This is a genomic window from Neobacillus sp. CF12 (assembly GCF_030348765.1).
In the GTDB taxonomy this organism is placed as follows: domain Bacteria; phylum Bacillota; class Bacilli; order Bacillales; family Cytobacillaceae; genus Neobacillus.
Map to the genome: position 1 here is coordinate 3,652,879 of NZ_JAUCEU010000007.1, position 14,753 is coordinate 3,667,631.

Consider the following 14,753-nt stretch of genomic DNA (forward strand, 5'->3'; position numbering starts at 1 on the left):
CTTTGAAGTGTCGAAGATTAACGTTTTGAGAACTGAGGTGCACGACGAGCGCCTTTAAGTCCGTATTTCTTACGTTCTTTCATACGTGGGTCACGAGTTAATAGACCTGCACGCTTTAATGTTGGACGATATTCCGGATCAGCTTGTAGTAATGCGCGAGCAATACCGTGGCGGATTGCGCCAGCTTGACCAGTGTATCCACCGCCGCTTACGTTTACAAGAACATCGTAGCTGCCTTTTGTTTCAGTAGCTACTAATGGTTGGTTAACAACCATACGTAAAGCTTCAAATGGGATATACTCTTCGATGTCACGACCGTTAATTAGGATTTTACCTGTACCTGGAACTAAGCGCACGCGTGCGACAGAGCTCTTACGACGACCAGTACCAATATATTGAACTTGTGCCAAGTTAATTCCCTCCCTCTTTATTAACCGCGAAGTTCGTAAACTTCAGGTTGTTGTGCTTGGTGCGGATGTTCGCTGCCAGCATATACGTGTAATTTTTTGAAAGTTTGACGGCCAAGAGAATTCTTTGGAAGCATACCTTTAACAGCAAGCTCGATCATTTTCTCAGCATAGTTCGTACGCATTTCAAGAGCAGTTCTAGTTTTTAAACCACCTGGATGCATAGTGTGACGGTAGTAGATCTTGTCAGTTAATTTCTTACCAGTTAATTCAACTTTAGAAGCGTTAAGAATGATAACATGATCACCAGTGTCAACATGTGGTGTAAAAGTTGGTTTATTTTTACCACGTAAGATTGCTGCTACTTCAGAAGCAAGACGTCCAAGAGTTTTGCCTTCAGCATCAATCACGTACCATTTACGCTCGATATTGTTGGCGTTAGCCATAAACGTTGTACGCATGAATTTCCCTCCTAATTTAAATCCATTAAAGATTATTTTTTCGCACCATCATAGCCGTTAAAAGTTTGTTCTGTTCCGGGAATAAACTGTAACGTCATTGTGCGTCAATTTTTTAAGTTCATATATTTTCAATCACGATGAAGACTTTCCGGGGCTTAATCGTGGGATTAAAAACACAACCATATAATATAATAAGTTCTTTAGAGCTAAAAGTCAAGAAAATGTTACACCAGGTTGTGTTGTTAGTAAAAATTTATTTAATAATATACCTTCCAAAGATACAAACCCTGTCCTGGTGCGGTTTTCCCTGCATAGCTGCGATCCTTTTTTTCTAGAATTTCCATTATATCCTTTGGCTGCCGCTTTCCAGAGCCAACTTCGAGCAAGGTTCCTACTAAAATTCTAACCATATTATATAAAAAACCATTTCCGATAAATCGAAAGCAAACACGATCTCCTTCTTGTGAAATTTCAATGGTCTCGATTGTTCTAACCTTGTCTTTCACTTCCGTTCTTGCAGAGCAAAAACTTGAAAAATCGTGAGTTCCTAATAGATATTTGTATGCTTCTCTCATGTCCTCTAGGTTTAAAGGGTAAGGATAGTGAAAAGCATAGTTTCTTTGAAATGGATCTCTTTTGGGAGATTGGTATAGAAAATAGCGATATTCCTTGCCTTCTGCATCAAAACGAGCATGGAAGGCCGGGTCCACTTTTTCAACAGCTACTACAGAGATATCTTCTGGTAACATAGAATTTAAGGCTAATCCCCATTTCTCCTCTAAAAGAGATAGCGGAGAATCAAAGTGAATCACTTGACCTTTTGCATGGACCCCAGCATCCGTTCTTCCAGAAGCCGAAATTTTTACATGGCTGCCTTTATGAATTTTAGCTAATACCGCTTCTATTTGACTTTGAACGGTGCGTTTATTAGGTTGAACCTGGTATCCAGAATAACCAGAACCATCATACGAAATAATGCATTTATAGCGATTCATTATTTAGCTCCATCATGAACGTAATAGAATTAATAATATCGTTAAAATTACAAGAATCAGTAGTTGGAAAGTATCAGCAAATTTCCAACTCAATAGGCGGTATTTAGTTCTTCCTTCACCACCACGGTATCCTCTTGCTTCCATTGCAATAGCGAGTTCCTCTGCACGCTTAAATGAACTGACAAACAAAGGGATAAGTAAAGGAATAACAGCTTTAATTCTTTCCTTAACAGGACCACTTGAGAACTCTACACCTCTAGCTATTTGCGCCTTCATAATCTTGTCGGTTTCTTGCATTAGTGTCGGTATAAATCGTAGAGAAATAGACATCATTAGTGCCATTTCATGTACAGGAAAACGAACCTTGTTCAATGGTTTTAAAAGTGTTTCCAACCCATCGGTTATTTCAATTGGGGTAGTTGTTAATGTAAGCAGGCTGGTCATTAATATTAAGAAAAAGAATCTCATAGAAATGAAAATCCCCTGCCTAACTCCTTCTTCATATATCTTTACTGGACCTAATTCATACAGTAAATTCCCATCTTTCGTAAAGAAAACCTGTAAGAGCAAGGTAAATAACACTAACCAGAGGACTGGTTTTAGGCCGGCATATAAAAACCGAAAGGGAATTCGAGATAAACCAAGCATTAAAAATGTATAAATACCAATAAGTACATAAGTGAGCAAATTATTTGCAAGAAAAATAATACAAACAAATAAGAAAATAATGATCAACTTTGATCGTGGGTCAAGTCGATGAACTAAACTTTCTGCGGGTACATATCTCCCAATAATCATTTTTTCCATCATACTGGTGCCCCCCTTAACATTTGGGCAACAGCTGTTGAAAGTTCCTCAATTGATAGATACGTTGTCCCTAATTTCAGCCCTAACTTTTCTTCCAGCCTCAGTTGAAAGCGAACCACTTCTGGCACATCCAACCCCATATCAACAAGTTCCTTAACGGATGAGAATATTTCAATAGGTGTACCTTGCTTTACGACATGACCTTGCTTCATAATGACAATCTGATCCGCATACCTTGCAGCATCCTCCATACTATGAGTTACAAGGATCGTAGATAAGTTTCTCTCTTTATGAAGTGTATAAAACATGTCCATTATTTCTTTACGACCGCGGGGGTCTAAACCTGCCGTTGGCTCGTCTAGAACTAGACAATCAGGCTCCATTGCAAGGACACCAGCAATGGCCACACGACGCATTTGACCGCCAGACAAATCAAATGGAGACTTTTCTAGTATCTCTTCTGAAAGTCCAACTTGAGATAGAGCCAATCGCGCTCTCTCTTTTGCTTCACGTTCGGAAACACCAAAATTCATTGGTCCAAAAATAATATCCTTTTCGACTGTTTCCTCAAACAACTGATGTTCAGGAAATTGAAAAACAATCCCCACTCGTTGTCTAATCTGCCTTAAGTTCTTATTCTTTTGCTTCGCCCTAACTTCATGATTACCAATCAATACAGTACCTTCTGTCGGAAGTAACAGGGCATTTAAATGCTGCAAGACAGTAGACTTTCCTGAACCAGTATGGCCGATTATAGCCATGTATGTCCCAGATGGAATGTCAATAGACACATCTTTAATCGCCAAACGTTCAAAAGGAGTGTTTGCTTGGTAACGGTACTCTATATTTTGGAGCGAAATGTCCATAGCTCATTCACCAACTCTTCTTCCGATAAATAGTGCTTCGATAGCCTAATCCCTTTTTGACGGAATTCGTTACTCATTTTTATAGAGAAAGGAATATCAAGTCCTAGCTGAACCAACTCTTCATCCATTGTAAATATGTCTTCAGGAGTACCCTCGCGATATACTTGTCCTTGATTCATCACAATAATTCTATCTGCTTTTGCCGCTTCTTCCAAATCATGAGTAATCGAAATGACAGTGAGTGACTTCTCATCCATTAAAACCCGCACAGTCTCTAAAACTTCGGCTCTCCCTTTTGGATCAAGCATTGAAGTCGCTTCGTCTAGAATAATGATGGACGGTCTCAATGCAAGAACACCTGCAATTGCAACACGCTGTTTTTGTCCTCCAGAAAGATGGTGCGGCTCTTGATTAAGAAATTGTTCCATTTTAACTTTTTTCAAAGAATCCTCAACCCTTAAGATCATATCATCCCTTGGGATTCCATTGTTTTCTAAACCAAAAGCCACATCATCCTGAACAGTTGTACCAACAAACTGATTATCAGGGTTCTGGAACACCATTCCTAATTTCTTTCTTATCTCCCAAATGGACTCTTCATTTAGATCGATTCCACAAACTGAAATCTCACCCTGCTGCGGGAATTGTAACCCATTTAAAAGTTTCGCAGTCGTAGATTTACCTGACCCATTATGACCTACAATTGCTAACCACTCCCCCTCAAAGATGTCAAAACTGACATTCTGAAGAGCATAGCTGCTTTGGCTTTCATATTGAAAAGACACATTCTTTAATGATACAACGGTCTTCCTCATATAAAACTTCTCCTCTCATCTCACCTATTCAAACGTTTCTATGCTAAGCTTTTAGAAATACAAAAAAAGCCTGCACCTCGTCCCTCAGGCAGAATAACGAATAAATTCTGCGCTTAAACGGGATTTCTAAAAAGAAATGGGAGGAGGTGCATGAGCTAGACGAGACGTGAAAAAGTGAAATAAAAGGCTTTCATTCATCTTTCCAAGGAGAAGGAATTCTCCCGACTGTGCCCTAATCAATTAGGGTCACGCTCATCATAACACTCTTTTTGGCTTGGTTCGTACATTATTAGATTTTATACAGAAAAAGGGCTCAAGAACAAGTTTGTAACTAAACTGTCCAGCGCCCTTGTTGTCTGTTTAAGGTATTAAACTAACTCGATGATTACCATTGGTGCACCATCGCCGCGGCGTGGCCCAAGTTTCATAATACGAGTATATCCACCTTGGCGCTCTTGATAACGTGGAGCGATGTCAGTGAAAAGCTTTTGTAGTGCATCTGTACCATTTTCAGCATCTGCAACTTCATTACGAACGTAAGAAGCAGCTTGACGACGAGCATGTAAGTCACCACGTTTACCTAAAGTGATCATTTTCTCAACAGTACCACGAAGTTCCTTCGCGCGAGTTTCTGTTGTTTCAATGCGCTCATTGATAATTAAGTCTGTAGTTAAATCACGAAGCATAGCTTTACGCTGTGCGCTTGTGCGTCCTAACTTTCTGTATGCCATGAAGGGTTCCCTCCTTTGTTGAAGTCATTAAACGGATTAGTTATAAAGTAGGAAATGACCTATTAGTCATCCTTACGCAAGCCTAATCCAAGCTCTTCTAGTTTCGCCTTCACTTCTTCAAGTGATTTGCGGCCTAAGTTACGTACTTTCATCATGTCCTCTTCAGTCTTATTAGCTAATTCCTGAACAGTATTGATTCCTGCACGCTTTAAGCAGTTATATGAACGAACTGATAAATCAAGTTCTTCGATCGTCATTTCAAGGACTTTTTCTTTTTGATCCTCTTCTTTTTCGATCATAATCTCCGCATTTTGTGCTTCGTCAGTCAAACCAACAAAGATATTTAAATGCTCGGTTAAAATTTTTGAACCAAGAGCAATAGCTTCTTTTGGCCCTGTGCTTCCATCTGTCCAAACATCAAGCGTTAGCTTATCATAGTTTGTCATTTGACCCACACGAGTATTTTCTATCTGATAGGACACACGTGAAACAGGAGTGAAAATAGAATCAATCGGAATTACACCAATTGGCTGATCTTCACGCTTATTTTGCTCAGCAGGTGTGTAACCACGACCACGCTTAGCAGTTAAACGCATGCGAAGATGACCACTTGAAGATAATGTAGCAATATGAAGATCTGGATTTAAAATTTCAACATCACTATCGTGAGTAATGTTTCCAGCTTTAACAGGACCTTCACCTTGAATATCAATCTCAAGAGTTTTCTCTTCATCAGAATAGATTTTTAAAGCTAATTTTTTAATGTTTAAAATGATGGATGTTACATCCTCTACGACGCCTTCAATTGTTGAGAACTCATGAAGTACCCCATCGACCTGAATCGATGTAACAGCGGCACCTGGGAGTGAAGATAATAGGATACGACGTAAGGAGTTACCCAAAGTGGTACCATATCCACGCTCAAGTGGTTCTACGACGAACTTCCCGTACTTGGCATCATCGTTGATCTCAACCGTTTCGATTTTTGGTTTTTCTATTTCGATCATCAAATAACCCTCCTTCAAAACGTCGAAAACCTCGACTAGTTAATAAAGCTAATCGAAATTCCCCCATGTATACGTTCCCGTTTTGTGCACAACAACTGGAATAACTTCTCTGTATGAATGGAAAAATTAGTATCATATCCCATTATTGACGCAGGATACAAATTCTATACAGAAAAATTAAACACGACGGCGTTTTGGTGGACGGCATCCGTTATGAGGAACAGGAGTAACGTCTTTAATAGCTGTTACTTCAAGACCTGCAGCTTGCAATGCACGAATAGCAGCCTCACGACCTGCACCAGGTCCTTTAACTGTAACTTCAAGAGTTTTCATACCGTGTTCAATAGATGTTTTAGCTGCAGTTTCAGCTGCCATTTGTGCTGCGAATGGAGTAGATTTACGAGAACCTCTAAATCCAAGCGCACCAGCACTTGACCAAGAAATTGCATTACCATGTACATCAGTAATTGTTACGATTGTATTGTTAAATGTTGAACGGATATGAGCAATACCTTGTTCAATATTCTTTTTAACACGACGTTTACGTGTATTAGTTTTACGTGCCATTTAAATAACCTCCTTTGCCGATTACTTCTTCTTGTTCGCAACAGTCTTACGAGGACCTTTGCGTGTACGAGCGTTGTTTTTCGTGTTTTGTCCACGAACCGGTAAACCACGACGATGACGTAATCCGCGGTAGCAGCCAATCTCCATTAAACGCTTAATGTTAAGAGAAATTTCACGGCGAAGGTCACCTTCAACTTTTAATTTGTCGATGATATCACGGATTTTGTTTAGTTCGTCTTCAGTTAAATCACGCACTCGAGTATCTTCAGAAACACCAGCATCTGCTAATACTTTTTGTGCAGTATTTTTACCAATACCATAAATGTAAGTTAAAGAGATAACTACACGTTTTTCACGTGGAATATCTACACCAGCAATACGTGCCATAAATGAGCGCACCTCCTTCAAGATTAACCTTGTTTTTGTTTATGTTTAGGGTTTTCAGAGATAACCATGACTTTACCGCGTCTACGGATAACTTTGCACTTTTCGCAGATCGGTTTAACAGATGGTCTTACTTTCATTATCCTAACCTCCTTAGTAATACGGAGTGCAAGCAATTATTTAAAGCGGTAAGTAATTCTTCCGCGTGTTAAGTCATATGGAGAAAGCTCGACAGTAACTTTGTCACCCGGAAGGATGCGAATGAAGTGCATTCGGATTTTACCAGAAACATGAGCTAGCACGGTATGACCATTTTCTAATTCTACCTTAAACATTGCATTTGGCAAAGTTTCAATTACTTTACCTTCAATTTCAATTACATCATCTTTGGCCATTAATTCGTCTCCCTTCTCATTTCAACAATTATGTTCGAAAATGCATAGCAAATTCTTTTCACTCGTACAAAACAATAGCAACCTTATAATATTATCATAATGTTCATATTCTGTCCGCAAGTAAATTCTACATGATTTAGGAATTCAATTCCACATGTAAGTCTTGCCCAACTCTCGGTCCTACATACTCAGTACAATAGAAAAGCCATTTACATCCACATACTTTTGAATAATATTGAAGAGATGTTCGAGAGTCGATCGTACGGTTAAACTAATGGCCATTAACGTAAGTCCCTAACCAATTGCTGGATATCAGCAAATACTATATTAATGTCCTGCTGACCATCAATCGTACGCAGGTATCCTTTTGTTTCATAAAAAGTAAGCAATGGTTCTTGTTGTTTGATATTGACATCTAAACGGTTTTGAACAGTTTCAGCATTATCATCTGCTCTTTGGTAGAGTTCTCCACCACATTTATCGCAAACGCCCTCTTTTGCAGGAGGATTAAAAACTAAATGATAAGTTGATCCACATTCTTTACAGATACGACGACCCGTCAAACGATCCATTAGTATACTTTTATCAACATTTATATTGATAACATAATCAATCTTTTTATCTAAATCAGATAATAGATTTTCCAATGCTTCTGCTTGAGGTACAGTTCTAGGAAAACCATCTAATAGAAAACCGTTTTTACAGTCTTCCTTACTTAAACGTTCACGAACAATGCCGATTGTTACTTCATCAGGAACAAGTTCACCTTTGTCCATGAAAGACTTAGCCTCTAACCCTAGTTCTGTTCCTTCTTTCATCGCTGCACGGAACATATCTCCAGTAGAGATATGAGGGATGCCGTATTGTTCGACGATTTGTTCGGCCTGAGTACCTTTTCCAGCACCAGGAAGCCCCATTAATACTAAATTCACACGTGTTCCCCCTCGTGCTATTTATGGGTTTAGAGGGAACTTATGTCCCCTAAACCTTCTTATTTGATAAAGCCTTTATAATGACGTTTAACTAACTGCGCTTCAAGTTGTTTCATCGTATCAAGTGCAACACCTACTACGATTAGCAAACTCGTTCCCCCAATTTGAGCTGATTGCGGAAGGTTCGCTACTTCAATAAAGATAATAGGAAGAACCGCAATAACTGTTAAGAAAAGTGCACCTACAAAAGTTAAACGGTATAATACGCGTGTTAAGTATTCCTGTGTACTCCTGCCTGGTCTAATACCAGGGATATAGCCGCTTTGTTTTTGTAAATTTTCTGCAGCTTGTTCAGGATTAACCTGAATAAAAGCATAGAAATACGTGAAAGCGATAATCAGTGCAGCATATAGAGTCATCCCAATTGGGTGGGAATAATCAAATACTCTTGTAATCCAAAGTGTTACATCATTCGTTGGAAAGAATGAGGCAACGGTTCTTGGTGTTACAATAAAGGAAACTGCAAAGATTACAGGAATAACTCCAGCAGCATTAACTTTTAACGGCATATGTGTTGACTGCCCAGCCCCTGCATTACGACCATTAATAGCTCTTTGTTTCGCATACTGAATTGGAATCTTTCTTGTTGCCTGTTGGATGAAAATAGTACCTACAACAATTGCAATTACAGCTAGAAGAATTAAAAGAACCGTAATAATACGGAGGAATAATTGCTCACCAGCATTTTCAAACTGCTGTACATAGATCTGATTTACAGTATTAGGAATACTTGCAACGATACCAGCAAAGATGATGATGGAAATACCATTTCCAACACCCTTTTCGGTAATTTGCTCTCCTAGCCACATCAGAAATGCAGTACCAGCAGTTAAAACAACTGCTATTAATAAATAAGTACCAATTCCAGGATTGTTAATCAATTGTCCGCTAGCCATACTATTAAAGCCATAAGACATACCTAAAGCTTGAATAAAACCTAAGACAATCGTGAAATAACGGGTAAACTGAGCTAACTTTCGACGTCCAGCATCACCCTGTTTGGACCATTCCGTAAACTTCGGAACAACATCCATTTGTAAAAGCTGAATAATAATGGAAGCAGTGATGTATGGCATAATACCCATAGCAAGAATGGAGAAGTTTTGCAACGCTCCACCGCCAAAAGTATTTAAAATCCCAAATACACTTAATTTATCTTGTGCTGCCAAAATTTCAGCATTTACATTTGGAACAGGAATAAAACTGCCAAGTCGAAATACGATTAACATTAAAAGAGTAAAAATGATTTTTCTTCTAATTTCAGCCACGCGCATAAAATTGGAGATTGTCTGGAACATTAGATCACCTCAGTAGTTCCACCTACAGCTTCAATTGCTTCTTTGGCGGTAGAGGAGAATTTATGAGCTTTAACAGTAAGTTTTTTCTCTACGTTCCCTTTTGCAAGAATTTTAATTCCTGCTTTTTCGTTCTTAACAACACCAGTTTCGATTAGAAGTTCTGGAGTAACTTCTGTACCCTCTTCAAACTGATTAAGAACATCAAGGTTTACAATTGCATATTCTTTACGGCTGATATTTGTAAAACCACGTTTTGGTAAACGACGGAATAAAGGTGTTTGACCACCCTCGAATCCTAGACGGACACCACCGCCGGAACGAGCATTTTGACCTTTATGACCTTTACCAGCAGTCTTACCTTGACCAGAACCGATACCGCGACCTAAACGTTTACGTTCTTTACGAGAACCCTCTGCAGGCTTTAATTCATGAAGTTTCATATTGGCACCTCCTTATGAAAGAAAACAATCAATTATTGTTCTTTTACTGTTACAAGGTGAGCGACTTTCGTAATCATACCGCGGATTGCAGCATTATCTTGGTGCTCAACTGTTTGATTTAATTTACGTAAACCTAGAGCAGTAACTGTCGCGCGTTGGTCTTGTGGACGACCAATTACGCTGCGGTTGAGGGTAATTAATAGTTTGTTTGCCATTTGATTTCCCTCCTTATCCTAGCAGTTCTTCTACTGATTTACCACGTAACTTTGCTACGTCTTCAGCACGTTTTAATTGTTTTAAACCATCAATCGTTGCACGTACCATATTAATTGGAGTGTTAGTTCCTAAAGATTTAGAAAGGATATCTCCTACCCCGCCTAATTCTAGAACAGCACGGACTGGACCACCAGCAATAACTCCTGTACCTTCAGAAGCAGGCTTTAAAAGAATTTCACCAGCACCAAAACGTCCAATTACTTGGTGAGGAACAGTAGTTCCAACCATTGGTACTTCGATTAAGTTCTTCTTCGCATCTTCGATTGCTTTACGAATCGCATCTGGTACTTCCTGAGCTTTACCAGTACCGAAACCTACATGACCGTTTTTATCACCAACTACTACTAGAGCAGAGAAGCGAAAACGACGGCCACCCTTAACAACTTTCGCTACACGGTTTACCGTTACAACGCGCTCTTCTAGTTCAAGTTTGTTTGGATCAATACGACGTATCATTATATGTGTCCCTCCTTTGTCTATTAAAATTGTAGGCCGTTTTCACGAGCAGTATCAGCTAATGCTTGGATACGTCCGTGGTATAAATATCCACCACGGTCAAATACAACTGCTGTGATACCTTTTTCTACCGCACGTTTAGCGACTAATTCTCCGACTAACTTAGCTGCTTCAAGATTACTTGTAGATTCAAGGTTTAAATCTTTTTCTATAGTAGAAGCACTTGCTAAAGTAACTCCACTCATGTCATCGATTATTTGAGCATAAATATGCTTGTTAGAACGAAACACATTTAAACGTGGACGAGCTGCAGTACCGCTAAGTTTCGCACGAACACGAGCATGTCTCTTCTTGCGACTAGCATTTTTGTCAAGCTTCGTAATCATTTACGTCACTCCTTTCGTTTACCTATGCGGCATTACTTACCAGTTTTACCTTCTTTACGTCGAACAAATTCGCCTTCGTAACGAATTCCTTTACCTTTATATGGCTCTGGAGGACGTACTTGACGAATGTTGGCTGCTAATGCACCAACACGTTCTTTGTCAGTTCCACTAATAGTAATTCTTGTATTAGTAGGCACTTCAATTTCAAGACCAGTTTCTGGTTCGATTTCAACTGGATGTGAATATCCAACGTTTAATACAAGTTTGTTACCTTGCTTCTGAGCACGGTACCCAACCCCGATTAATTCTAATTTTCTTTCAAAGCCTTTAGAAACACCTTCGACCATGTTCGCGATTACGGCACGAGTAGTTCCGTGTAATGCGCGGTGTTCTTTCACGTCTGTTGGACGAGTGATCGTAATAAGGTTTTCTTCAACTTTAATTTCGATATCTGGATTAAAAGAGCGAGTAAGTTCGCCTTTTGGTCCTTTAACAGTAACGGTACTATTATTTAAAGTAACCGTAACACCTGCAGGGATTTCAATAGGTTTTTTTCCTACGCGAGACATTAAGTGCACCTCCATTCATTCAGAAACTATATTACCAAACGTAAGCTAATACTTCTCCGCCAACTTGTTTAGCACGAGCTTCTTTATCAGTTATAACACCATTTGAAGTTGATACTAATGCAATACCAAGTCCATTAAGGACGCGTGGCACCTCATTAGATTTTGCATAAACTCTAAGTCCAGGCTTGCTTATGCGCTTAAGACCAGTAATAACACGTTCGTTATTTGAGCCGTACTTCAAGAAAATACGGATTATACCTTGTTTATTGTCTTCAATAAATTCGACGTCACGTACGAAACCTTCGCGCTTTAAGATCTCAGCGATTTCTTTTTTAATATTAGAAGCAGGCACTTCTAACTTTTCGTGACGCACCATGTTCGCATTACGAATGCGAGTAAGCAAATCAGCAATTGGATCTGTCATGACCATTATTTTTACCTCCTTCCCAGACTTGGGTTTTACCAGCTAGCTTTTTTAACACCAGGAATTTGTCCTTTGTACGCTAATTCACGGAAACAAATACGACAAAGCTTAAATTTACGGTATACAGAGTGTGGACGGCCACAACGTTCGCAGCGTGTATACTCTTGTACTGCATATTTAGGCGTGCGCTTTTGTTTCGCAATCATTGACTTTTTAGCCACGTTTTCGCCTCCATTATTTAACGATTACTTTTGGAATGGCATTCCAAATTGAGTTAATAGTTCACGTGCTTCTTCATCAGTGTTAGCAGTCGTAACGATAACGATATCCATACCACGAACTTTGCTTACTTTATCGTAATCAATTTCAGGGAAGATTAATTGTTCTTTAACTCCCAAAGTATAGTTACCACGACCATCGAATGATTTTTTAGAAACACCACGGAAGTCACGAACACGAGGTAAAGAAACAGAAACTAATTTATCCAAGAATTCGTACATGCGCTCACCGCGAAGTGTAACTTTTGCACCGATCGGCATACCTTCACGAAGACGGAAGCCAGCGATTGATTTCTTAGCACGAGTTACTACAGGCTTTTGTCCTGTAATAGTAGCTAGTTCTTCAACAGCATTATCTAAAGCTTTAGCATTTGCTACTGCATCACCAACACCCATGTTAATAACGATTTTGTCAAGTTGAGGAACTTGCATTACTGATTTATAGTTGAACTTGCTCATAAGAGCAGGAGTAACTTCTTTAACAAATTTTTCTTTTAGGCGGTTCACTTATAGTACCTCCCTTCTAAAATTTAGACTATTTATCTAATACTTCACCGGATTTTGCTACGCGTACTTTTTTACCATCTACCGTTGTGTAACCAACACGAGTTGGGTTACCTGACTTAGGGTCGATAGGCATAACGTTGGATACATGAATTGGTGCCTCAAAGCTCAAAATTCCGCCTTGTGGATTCACTTGAGAAGGTTTAGCGTGTTTTTTCACGATGTTTACACCTTCTACTAGTACACGGCTATCTTTAGGATAGGCTGCTAGGATTACTCCTGTTTTGCCCTTATCCTTACCGGAGATAACTCTTACTTTGTCACCCTTTTTAACATGCATTCGTAAGCACCTCCTTAAAGGCAATTGAATTTAAATTATAATACTTCTGGAGCCAAGGATACGATTTTCATAAAGTTGTTATCGCGAAGTTCACGAGCAACTGGTCCGAAGATACGAGTTCCACGTGGGCTCTTATCATCCTTGATAATTACACATGCGTTCTCATCAAAACGAATGTATGATCCATCAGGTCGACGAGCACCGCTTTTCGTACGAACGATAACGGCTTTAACAACGTCACCTTTTTTAACAACGCCACCAGGTGTTGCTTGTTTCACTGTACATACGATAACATCACCGATACCCGCAGTTTTACGGCCAGAACCACCAAGAACTTTAATGGTAAGTACCTCACGAGCACCAGAGTTATCAGCAACTTTTAAACGTGATTCTTGTTGAATCATGTGTGTAACCTCCCTTCGGAATGATACTTAATCCGAACAATTAAATAATAACGGCTTTTTCTGTAACTTCTACTAAACGGAAGCGTTTTGTAGCTGAAAGCGGACGAGTTTCCATGATACGTACGATATCGCCGATTTTAGCTTCATTTTGCTCATCATGTGCTTTGAACTTTTTAGAGTATTTAACGCGTTTACCGTAAAGAGGATGCTTCTTGTAAGTTTCGACTAAAACAGTAATGGTTTTATCCATTTTGTCAGAAACAACGCGTCCAGTGTAAACTTTGCGTTGATTACGTTCACTCATTATGTGAACCTCCTCTCAATTATTACTTGTTAACGCTGATTTCTCTCTCACGAATCACAGTTTTCATGCGAGCAATCGCTTTGCGTACTTCACGAATGCGAGCTGTATTTTCAAGTTGACCAGTCGCTAATTGGAAGCGAAGGTTGAAAAGCTCTTCTTTTAATGATTTAACTTTTTGTTCAATTTCGGCAGTGGTAAGGTCTTTAATTTCATTAGCTCTCATTTGATTCACCACCAATTTCTTCACGTTTTACAAACTTACATTTAACTGGAAGTTTGTGCATAGCAAGACGAAGTGCTTCACGTGCTACTTCTTCAGAAACACCAGCGATTTCAAACATAATTTTTCCTGGTTTAACTACAGCTACCCAACCTTCAGGCGCCCCTTTACCAGAACCCATCCGCACCTCAAGTGGTTTTGCAGTATAAGGCTTATGTGGGAAAATTTTAATCCAAACTTTACCGCCACGTTTCATGTAACGTGTCATTGCAATACGGGCAGCTTCAATTTGGCGGTTAGTGATCCAAGAAGCTTCAGTTGCTTGTAAGCCGAATTCACCGAATGTTACTTCAGTGCCACCTTTAGCGTTACCACGCATTTTTCCACGGTGTTGACGGCGATATTTAACGCGTTTTGGCAATAACAT

27 protein-coding genes are annotated in these 14,753 nt (G+C 39.4%); all 27 read right to left on the bottom strand.

The window, feature by feature from the left end; genetic code table 11:
- Positions 1-17: 17 nt before the first annotated feature.
- Positions 18-410: a 30S ribosomal protein S9 gene (gene rpsI, locus QUG14_RS17335; protein ID WP_283863042.1), complete on the bottom strand. Its 393-nt coding sequence runs from the start codon at positions 408-410 to the stop codon at positions 18-20.
- A 20-nt stretch (positions 411-430) separates the two neighbouring features.
- On the bottom strand, positions 431-868 hold the full coding sequence (gene rplM / locus QUG14_RS17340) for a 50S ribosomal protein L13 (RefSeq protein ID WP_045516499.1): 438 nt from the start codon (positions 866-868) through the stop codon (positions 431-433).
- A 257-nt stretch (positions 869-1,125) separates the two neighbouring features.
- Positions 1,126-1,863 carry a tRNA pseudouridine(38-40) synthase TruA gene (gene truA / locus QUG14_RS17345; protein WP_289341734.1) on the bottom strand — a complete coding sequence of 246 codons (738 nt, stop codon included), beginning with the start codon at positions 1,861-1,863 and terminating at the stop codon, positions 1,126-1,128.
- Positions 1,864-1,875: 12 nt separating this feature from the next.
- Positions 1,876-2,673, bottom strand: a complete 798-nt coding sequence (locus QUG14_RS17350; RefSeq protein WP_289341735.1) for an energy-coupling factor transporter transmembrane component T family protein — start codon at positions 2,671-2,673, stop codon at positions 1,876-1,878.
- Complete coding sequence (locus tag QUG14_RS17355) at positions 2,670-3,536, bottom strand: energy-coupling factor ABC transporter ATP-binding protein (RefSeq protein ID WP_289341736.1); 867 nt, start codon at positions 3,534-3,536, stop codon at positions 2,670-2,672. Before QUG14_RS17355 ends, QUG14_RS17350 begins: the two co-directional genes overlap by 4 nt.
- On the bottom strand, positions 3,512-4,351 hold the full coding sequence (locus tag QUG14_RS17360; RefSeq protein ID WP_289341737.1) for an energy-coupling factor ABC transporter ATP-binding protein: 840 nt from the start codon (positions 4,349-4,351) through the stop codon (positions 3,512-3,514). The genes QUG14_RS17355 and QUG14_RS17360 overlap by 25 nt, the downstream gene beginning before the upstream one ends.
- Positions 4,352-4,719: 368 nt before the next feature.
- Entirely contained in the window at positions 4,720-5,082 is a 363-nt protein-coding gene (gene rplQ / locus QUG14_RS17365) for a 50S ribosomal protein L17 (protein ID WP_289341738.1), read from the bottom strand.
- Between the two features lie 62 nt (positions 5,083-5,144).
- Positions 5,145-6,089 carry a DNA-directed RNA polymerase subunit alpha gene (locus QUG14_RS17370; protein ID WP_289341739.1) on the bottom strand — a complete coding sequence of 315 codons (945 nt, stop codon included), beginning with the start codon at positions 6,087-6,089 and terminating at the stop codon, positions 5,145-5,147.
- A 177-nt stretch (positions 6,090-6,266) separates the two neighbouring features.
- Positions 6,267-6,656, bottom strand: coding sequence for a 30S ribosomal protein S11 (gene rpsK / locus QUG14_RS17375; protein WP_066072366.1), 390 nt, complete (start codon positions 6,654-6,656; stop codon positions 6,267-6,269).
- Positions 6,657-6,677: 21 nt separating this feature from the next.
- Positions 6,678-7,043, bottom strand: a complete 366-nt coding sequence (rpsM, locus tag QUG14_RS17380; protein ID WP_090767670.1) for a 30S ribosomal protein S13 — start codon at positions 7,041-7,043, stop codon at positions 6,678-6,680.
- A gap of 23 nt (positions 7,044-7,066) precedes the next feature.
- Positions 7,067-7,180, bottom strand: a complete 114-nt coding sequence (rpmJ, locus tag QUG14_RS17385) for a 50S ribosomal protein L36 (RefSeq protein ID WP_289341741.1) — start codon at positions 7,178-7,180, stop codon at positions 7,067-7,069.
- 36 nt (positions 7,181-7,216) lie between these two features.
- Positions 7,217-7,435 carry a translation initiation factor IF-1 gene (gene infA, locus QUG14_RS17390; RefSeq protein WP_007085268.1) on the bottom strand — a complete coding sequence of 73 codons (219 nt, stop codon included), beginning with the start codon at positions 7,433-7,435 and terminating at the stop codon, positions 7,217-7,219.
- Between the two features lie 281 nt (positions 7,436-7,716).
- A complete protein-coding gene (locus QUG14_RS17395; protein WP_289341742.1) occupies positions 7,717-8,367 on the bottom strand; it encodes an adenylate kinase in 651 nt (216 codons plus the stop codon).
- A 59-nt stretch (positions 8,368-8,426) separates the two neighbouring features.
- Entirely contained in the window at positions 8,427-9,725 is a 1,299-nt protein-coding gene (secY, locus tag QUG14_RS17400; protein ID WP_289341743.1) for a preprotein translocase subunit SecY, read from the bottom strand.
- A complete protein-coding gene (rplO, locus tag QUG14_RS17405) occupies positions 9,725-10,165 on the bottom strand; it encodes a 50S ribosomal protein L15 (RefSeq protein WP_095250614.1) in 441 nt (146 codons plus the stop codon). The genes secY and rplO overlap by 1 nt, the downstream gene beginning before the upstream one ends.
- A 32-nt stretch (positions 10,166-10,197) precedes the next feature.
- Positions 10,198-10,380, bottom strand: coding sequence for a 50S ribosomal protein L30 (rpmD, locus tag QUG14_RS17410; protein WP_221830892.1), 183 nt, complete (start codon positions 10,378-10,380; stop codon positions 10,198-10,200).
- 13 nt (positions 10,381-10,393) lie between these two features.
- Positions 10,394-10,894, bottom strand: a complete 501-nt coding sequence (gene rpsE, locus QUG14_RS17415) for a 30S ribosomal protein S5 (protein ID WP_081954368.1) — start codon at positions 10,892-10,894, stop codon at positions 10,394-10,396.
- Between the two features lie 26 nt (positions 10,895-10,920).
- Positions 10,921-11,283: a 50S ribosomal protein L18 gene (gene rplR / locus QUG14_RS17420; protein ID WP_289341744.1), complete on the bottom strand. Its 363-nt coding sequence runs from the start codon at positions 11,281-11,283 to the stop codon at positions 10,921-10,923.
- 32 nt (positions 11,284-11,315) lie between these two features.
- The gene (gene rplF, locus QUG14_RS17425) at positions 11,316-11,852 is read right to left on the bottom strand and encodes a 50S ribosomal protein L6 (protein WP_289341745.1); all 537 of its coding nucleotides are present in this window, start codon (positions 11,850-11,852) and stop codon (positions 11,316-11,318) included.
- A gap of 31 nt (positions 11,853-11,883) precedes the next feature.
- Positions 11,884-12,282: a 30S ribosomal protein S8 gene (gene rpsH / locus QUG14_RS17430; RefSeq protein WP_289341746.1), complete on the bottom strand. Its 399-nt coding sequence runs from the start codon at positions 12,280-12,282 to the stop codon at positions 11,884-11,886.
- A gap of 29 nt (positions 12,283-12,311) precedes the next feature.
- The gene (locus tag QUG14_RS17435) at positions 12,312-12,497 is read right to left on the bottom strand and encodes a type Z 30S ribosomal protein S14 (protein WP_034676107.1); all 186 of its coding nucleotides are present in this window, start codon (positions 12,495-12,497) and stop codon (positions 12,312-12,314) included.
- A gap of 24 nt (positions 12,498-12,521) precedes the next feature.
- Positions 12,522-13,061 carry a 50S ribosomal protein L5 gene (rplE, locus tag QUG14_RS17440; protein ID WP_289341747.1) on the bottom strand — a complete coding sequence of 180 codons (540 nt, stop codon included), beginning with the start codon at positions 13,059-13,061 and terminating at the stop codon, positions 12,522-12,524.
- A 28-nt stretch (positions 13,062-13,089) separates the two neighbouring features.
- Positions 13,090-13,398, bottom strand: coding sequence for a 50S ribosomal protein L24 (gene rplX / locus QUG14_RS17445; protein WP_090767644.1), 309 nt, complete (start codon positions 13,396-13,398; stop codon positions 13,090-13,092).
- Between the two features lie 35 nt (positions 13,399-13,433).
- The gene (rplN, locus tag QUG14_RS17450; RefSeq protein WP_034676100.1) at positions 13,434-13,802 is read right to left on the bottom strand and encodes a 50S ribosomal protein L14; all 369 of its coding nucleotides are present in this window, start codon (positions 13,800-13,802) and stop codon (positions 13,434-13,436) included.
- A gap of 40 nt (positions 13,803-13,842) precedes the next feature.
- Positions 13,843-14,106, bottom strand: coding sequence for a 30S ribosomal protein S17 (gene rpsQ, locus QUG14_RS17455; RefSeq protein ID WP_034676097.1), 264 nt, complete (start codon positions 14,104-14,106; stop codon positions 13,843-13,845).
- Positions 14,107-14,128: 22 nt separating this feature from the next.
- On the bottom strand, positions 14,129-14,329 hold the full coding sequence (gene rpmC / locus QUG14_RS17460) for a 50S ribosomal protein L29 (protein ID WP_034676094.1): 201 nt from the start codon (positions 14,327-14,329) through the stop codon (positions 14,129-14,131).
- A complete protein-coding gene (rplP, locus tag QUG14_RS17465; RefSeq protein WP_289341748.1) occupies positions 14,319-14,753 on the bottom strand; it encodes a 50S ribosomal protein L16 in 435 nt (144 codons plus the stop codon). Before rplP ends, rpmC begins: the two co-directional genes overlap by 11 nt.

What these genes read in the sequence shown, in the direction of transcription:
- rplM (WP_045516499.1), bottom strand. Translation starts at nt 868, where the DNA reads ATGCGTACAACGTTTATGGCTAACGCCAACAATATCGAGCGTAAATGG.
- truA (WP_289341734.1), bottom strand. Translation starts at nt 1,863, where the DNA reads ATGAATCGCTATAAATGCATTATTTCGTATGATGGTTCTGGTTATTCT.
- QUG14_RS17350 (WP_289341735.1), bottom strand. Translation starts at nt 2,673, where the DNA reads ATGATGGAAAAAATGATTATTGGGAGATATGTACCCGCAGAAAGTTTA.
- QUG14_RS17355 (WP_289341736.1), bottom strand. Translation starts at nt 3,536, where the DNA reads ATGGACATTTCGCTCCAAAATATAGAGTACCGTTACCAAGCAAACACT.
- QUG14_RS17360 (WP_289341737.1), bottom strand. Translation starts at nt 4,351, where the DNA reads ATGAGGAAGACCGTTGTATCATTAAAGAATGTGTCTTTTCAATATGAA.
- rplQ (WP_289341738.1), bottom strand. Translation starts at nt 5,082, where the DNA reads ATGGCATACAGAAAGTTAGGACGCACAAGCGCACAGCGTAAAGCTATG.
- QUG14_RS17370 (WP_289341739.1), bottom strand. Translation starts at nt 6,089, where the DNA reads ATGATCGAAATAGAAAAACCAAAAATCGAAACGGTTGAGATCAACGAT.
- rpsK (WP_066072366.1), bottom strand. Translation starts at nt 6,656, where the DNA reads ATGGCACGTAAAACTAATACACGTAAACGTCGTGTTAAAAAGAATATT.
- rpsM (WP_090767670.1), bottom strand. Translation starts at nt 7,043, where the DNA reads ATGGCACGTATTGCTGGTGTAGATATTCCACGTGAAAAACGTGTAGTT.
- rpmJ (WP_289341741.1), bottom strand. Translation starts at nt 7,180, where the DNA reads ATGAAAGTAAGACCATCTGTTAAACCGATCTGCGAAAAGTGCAAAGTT.
- infA (WP_007085268.1), bottom strand. Translation starts at nt 7,435, where the DNA reads ATGGCCAAAGATGATGTAATTGAAATTGAAGGTAAAGTAATTGAAACT.
- secY (WP_289341743.1), bottom strand. Translation starts at nt 9,725, where the DNA reads ATGTTCCAGACAATCTCCAATTTTATGCGCGTGGCTGAAATTAGAAGA.
- rplO (WP_095250614.1), bottom strand. Translation starts at nt 10,165, where the DNA reads ATGAAACTTCATGAATTAAAGCCTGCAGAGGGTTCTCGTAAAGAACGT.
- rpmD (WP_221830892.1), bottom strand. Translation starts at nt 10,380, where the DNA reads ATGGCAAACAAACTATTAATTACCCTCAACCGCAGCGTAATTGGTCGT.
- rplR (WP_289341744.1), bottom strand. Translation starts at nt 11,283, where the DNA reads ATGATTACGAAGCTTGACAAAAATGCTAGTCGCAAGAAGAGACATGCT.
- rplF (WP_289341745.1), bottom strand. Translation starts at nt 11,852, where the DNA reads ATGTCTCGCGTAGGAAAAAAACCTATTGAAATCCCTGCAGGTGTTACG.
- rpsH (WP_289341746.1), bottom strand. Translation starts at nt 12,282, where the DNA reads ATGGTCATGACAGATCCAATTGCTGATTTGCTTACTCGCATTCGTAAT.
- rplX (WP_090767644.1), bottom strand. Translation starts at nt 13,398, where the DNA reads ATGCATGTTAAAAAGGGTGACAAAGTAAGAGTTATCTCCGGTAAGGAT.
- rplN (WP_034676100.1), bottom strand. Translation starts at nt 13,802, where the DNA reads ATGATTCAACAAGAATCACGTTTAAAAGTTGCTGATAACTCTGGTGCT.
- rpsQ (WP_034676097.1), bottom strand. Translation starts at nt 14,106, where the DNA reads ATGAGTGAACGTAATCAACGCAAAGTTTACACTGGACGCGTTGTTTCT.
- rpmC (WP_034676094.1), bottom strand. Translation starts at nt 14,329, where the DNA reads ATGAGAGCTAATGAAATTAAAGACCTTACCACTGCCGAAATTGAACAA.
- rplP (WP_289341748.1), bottom strand. Translation starts at nt 14,753, where the DNA reads ATGTTATTGCCAAAACGCGTTAAATATCGCCGTCAACACCGTGGAAAA.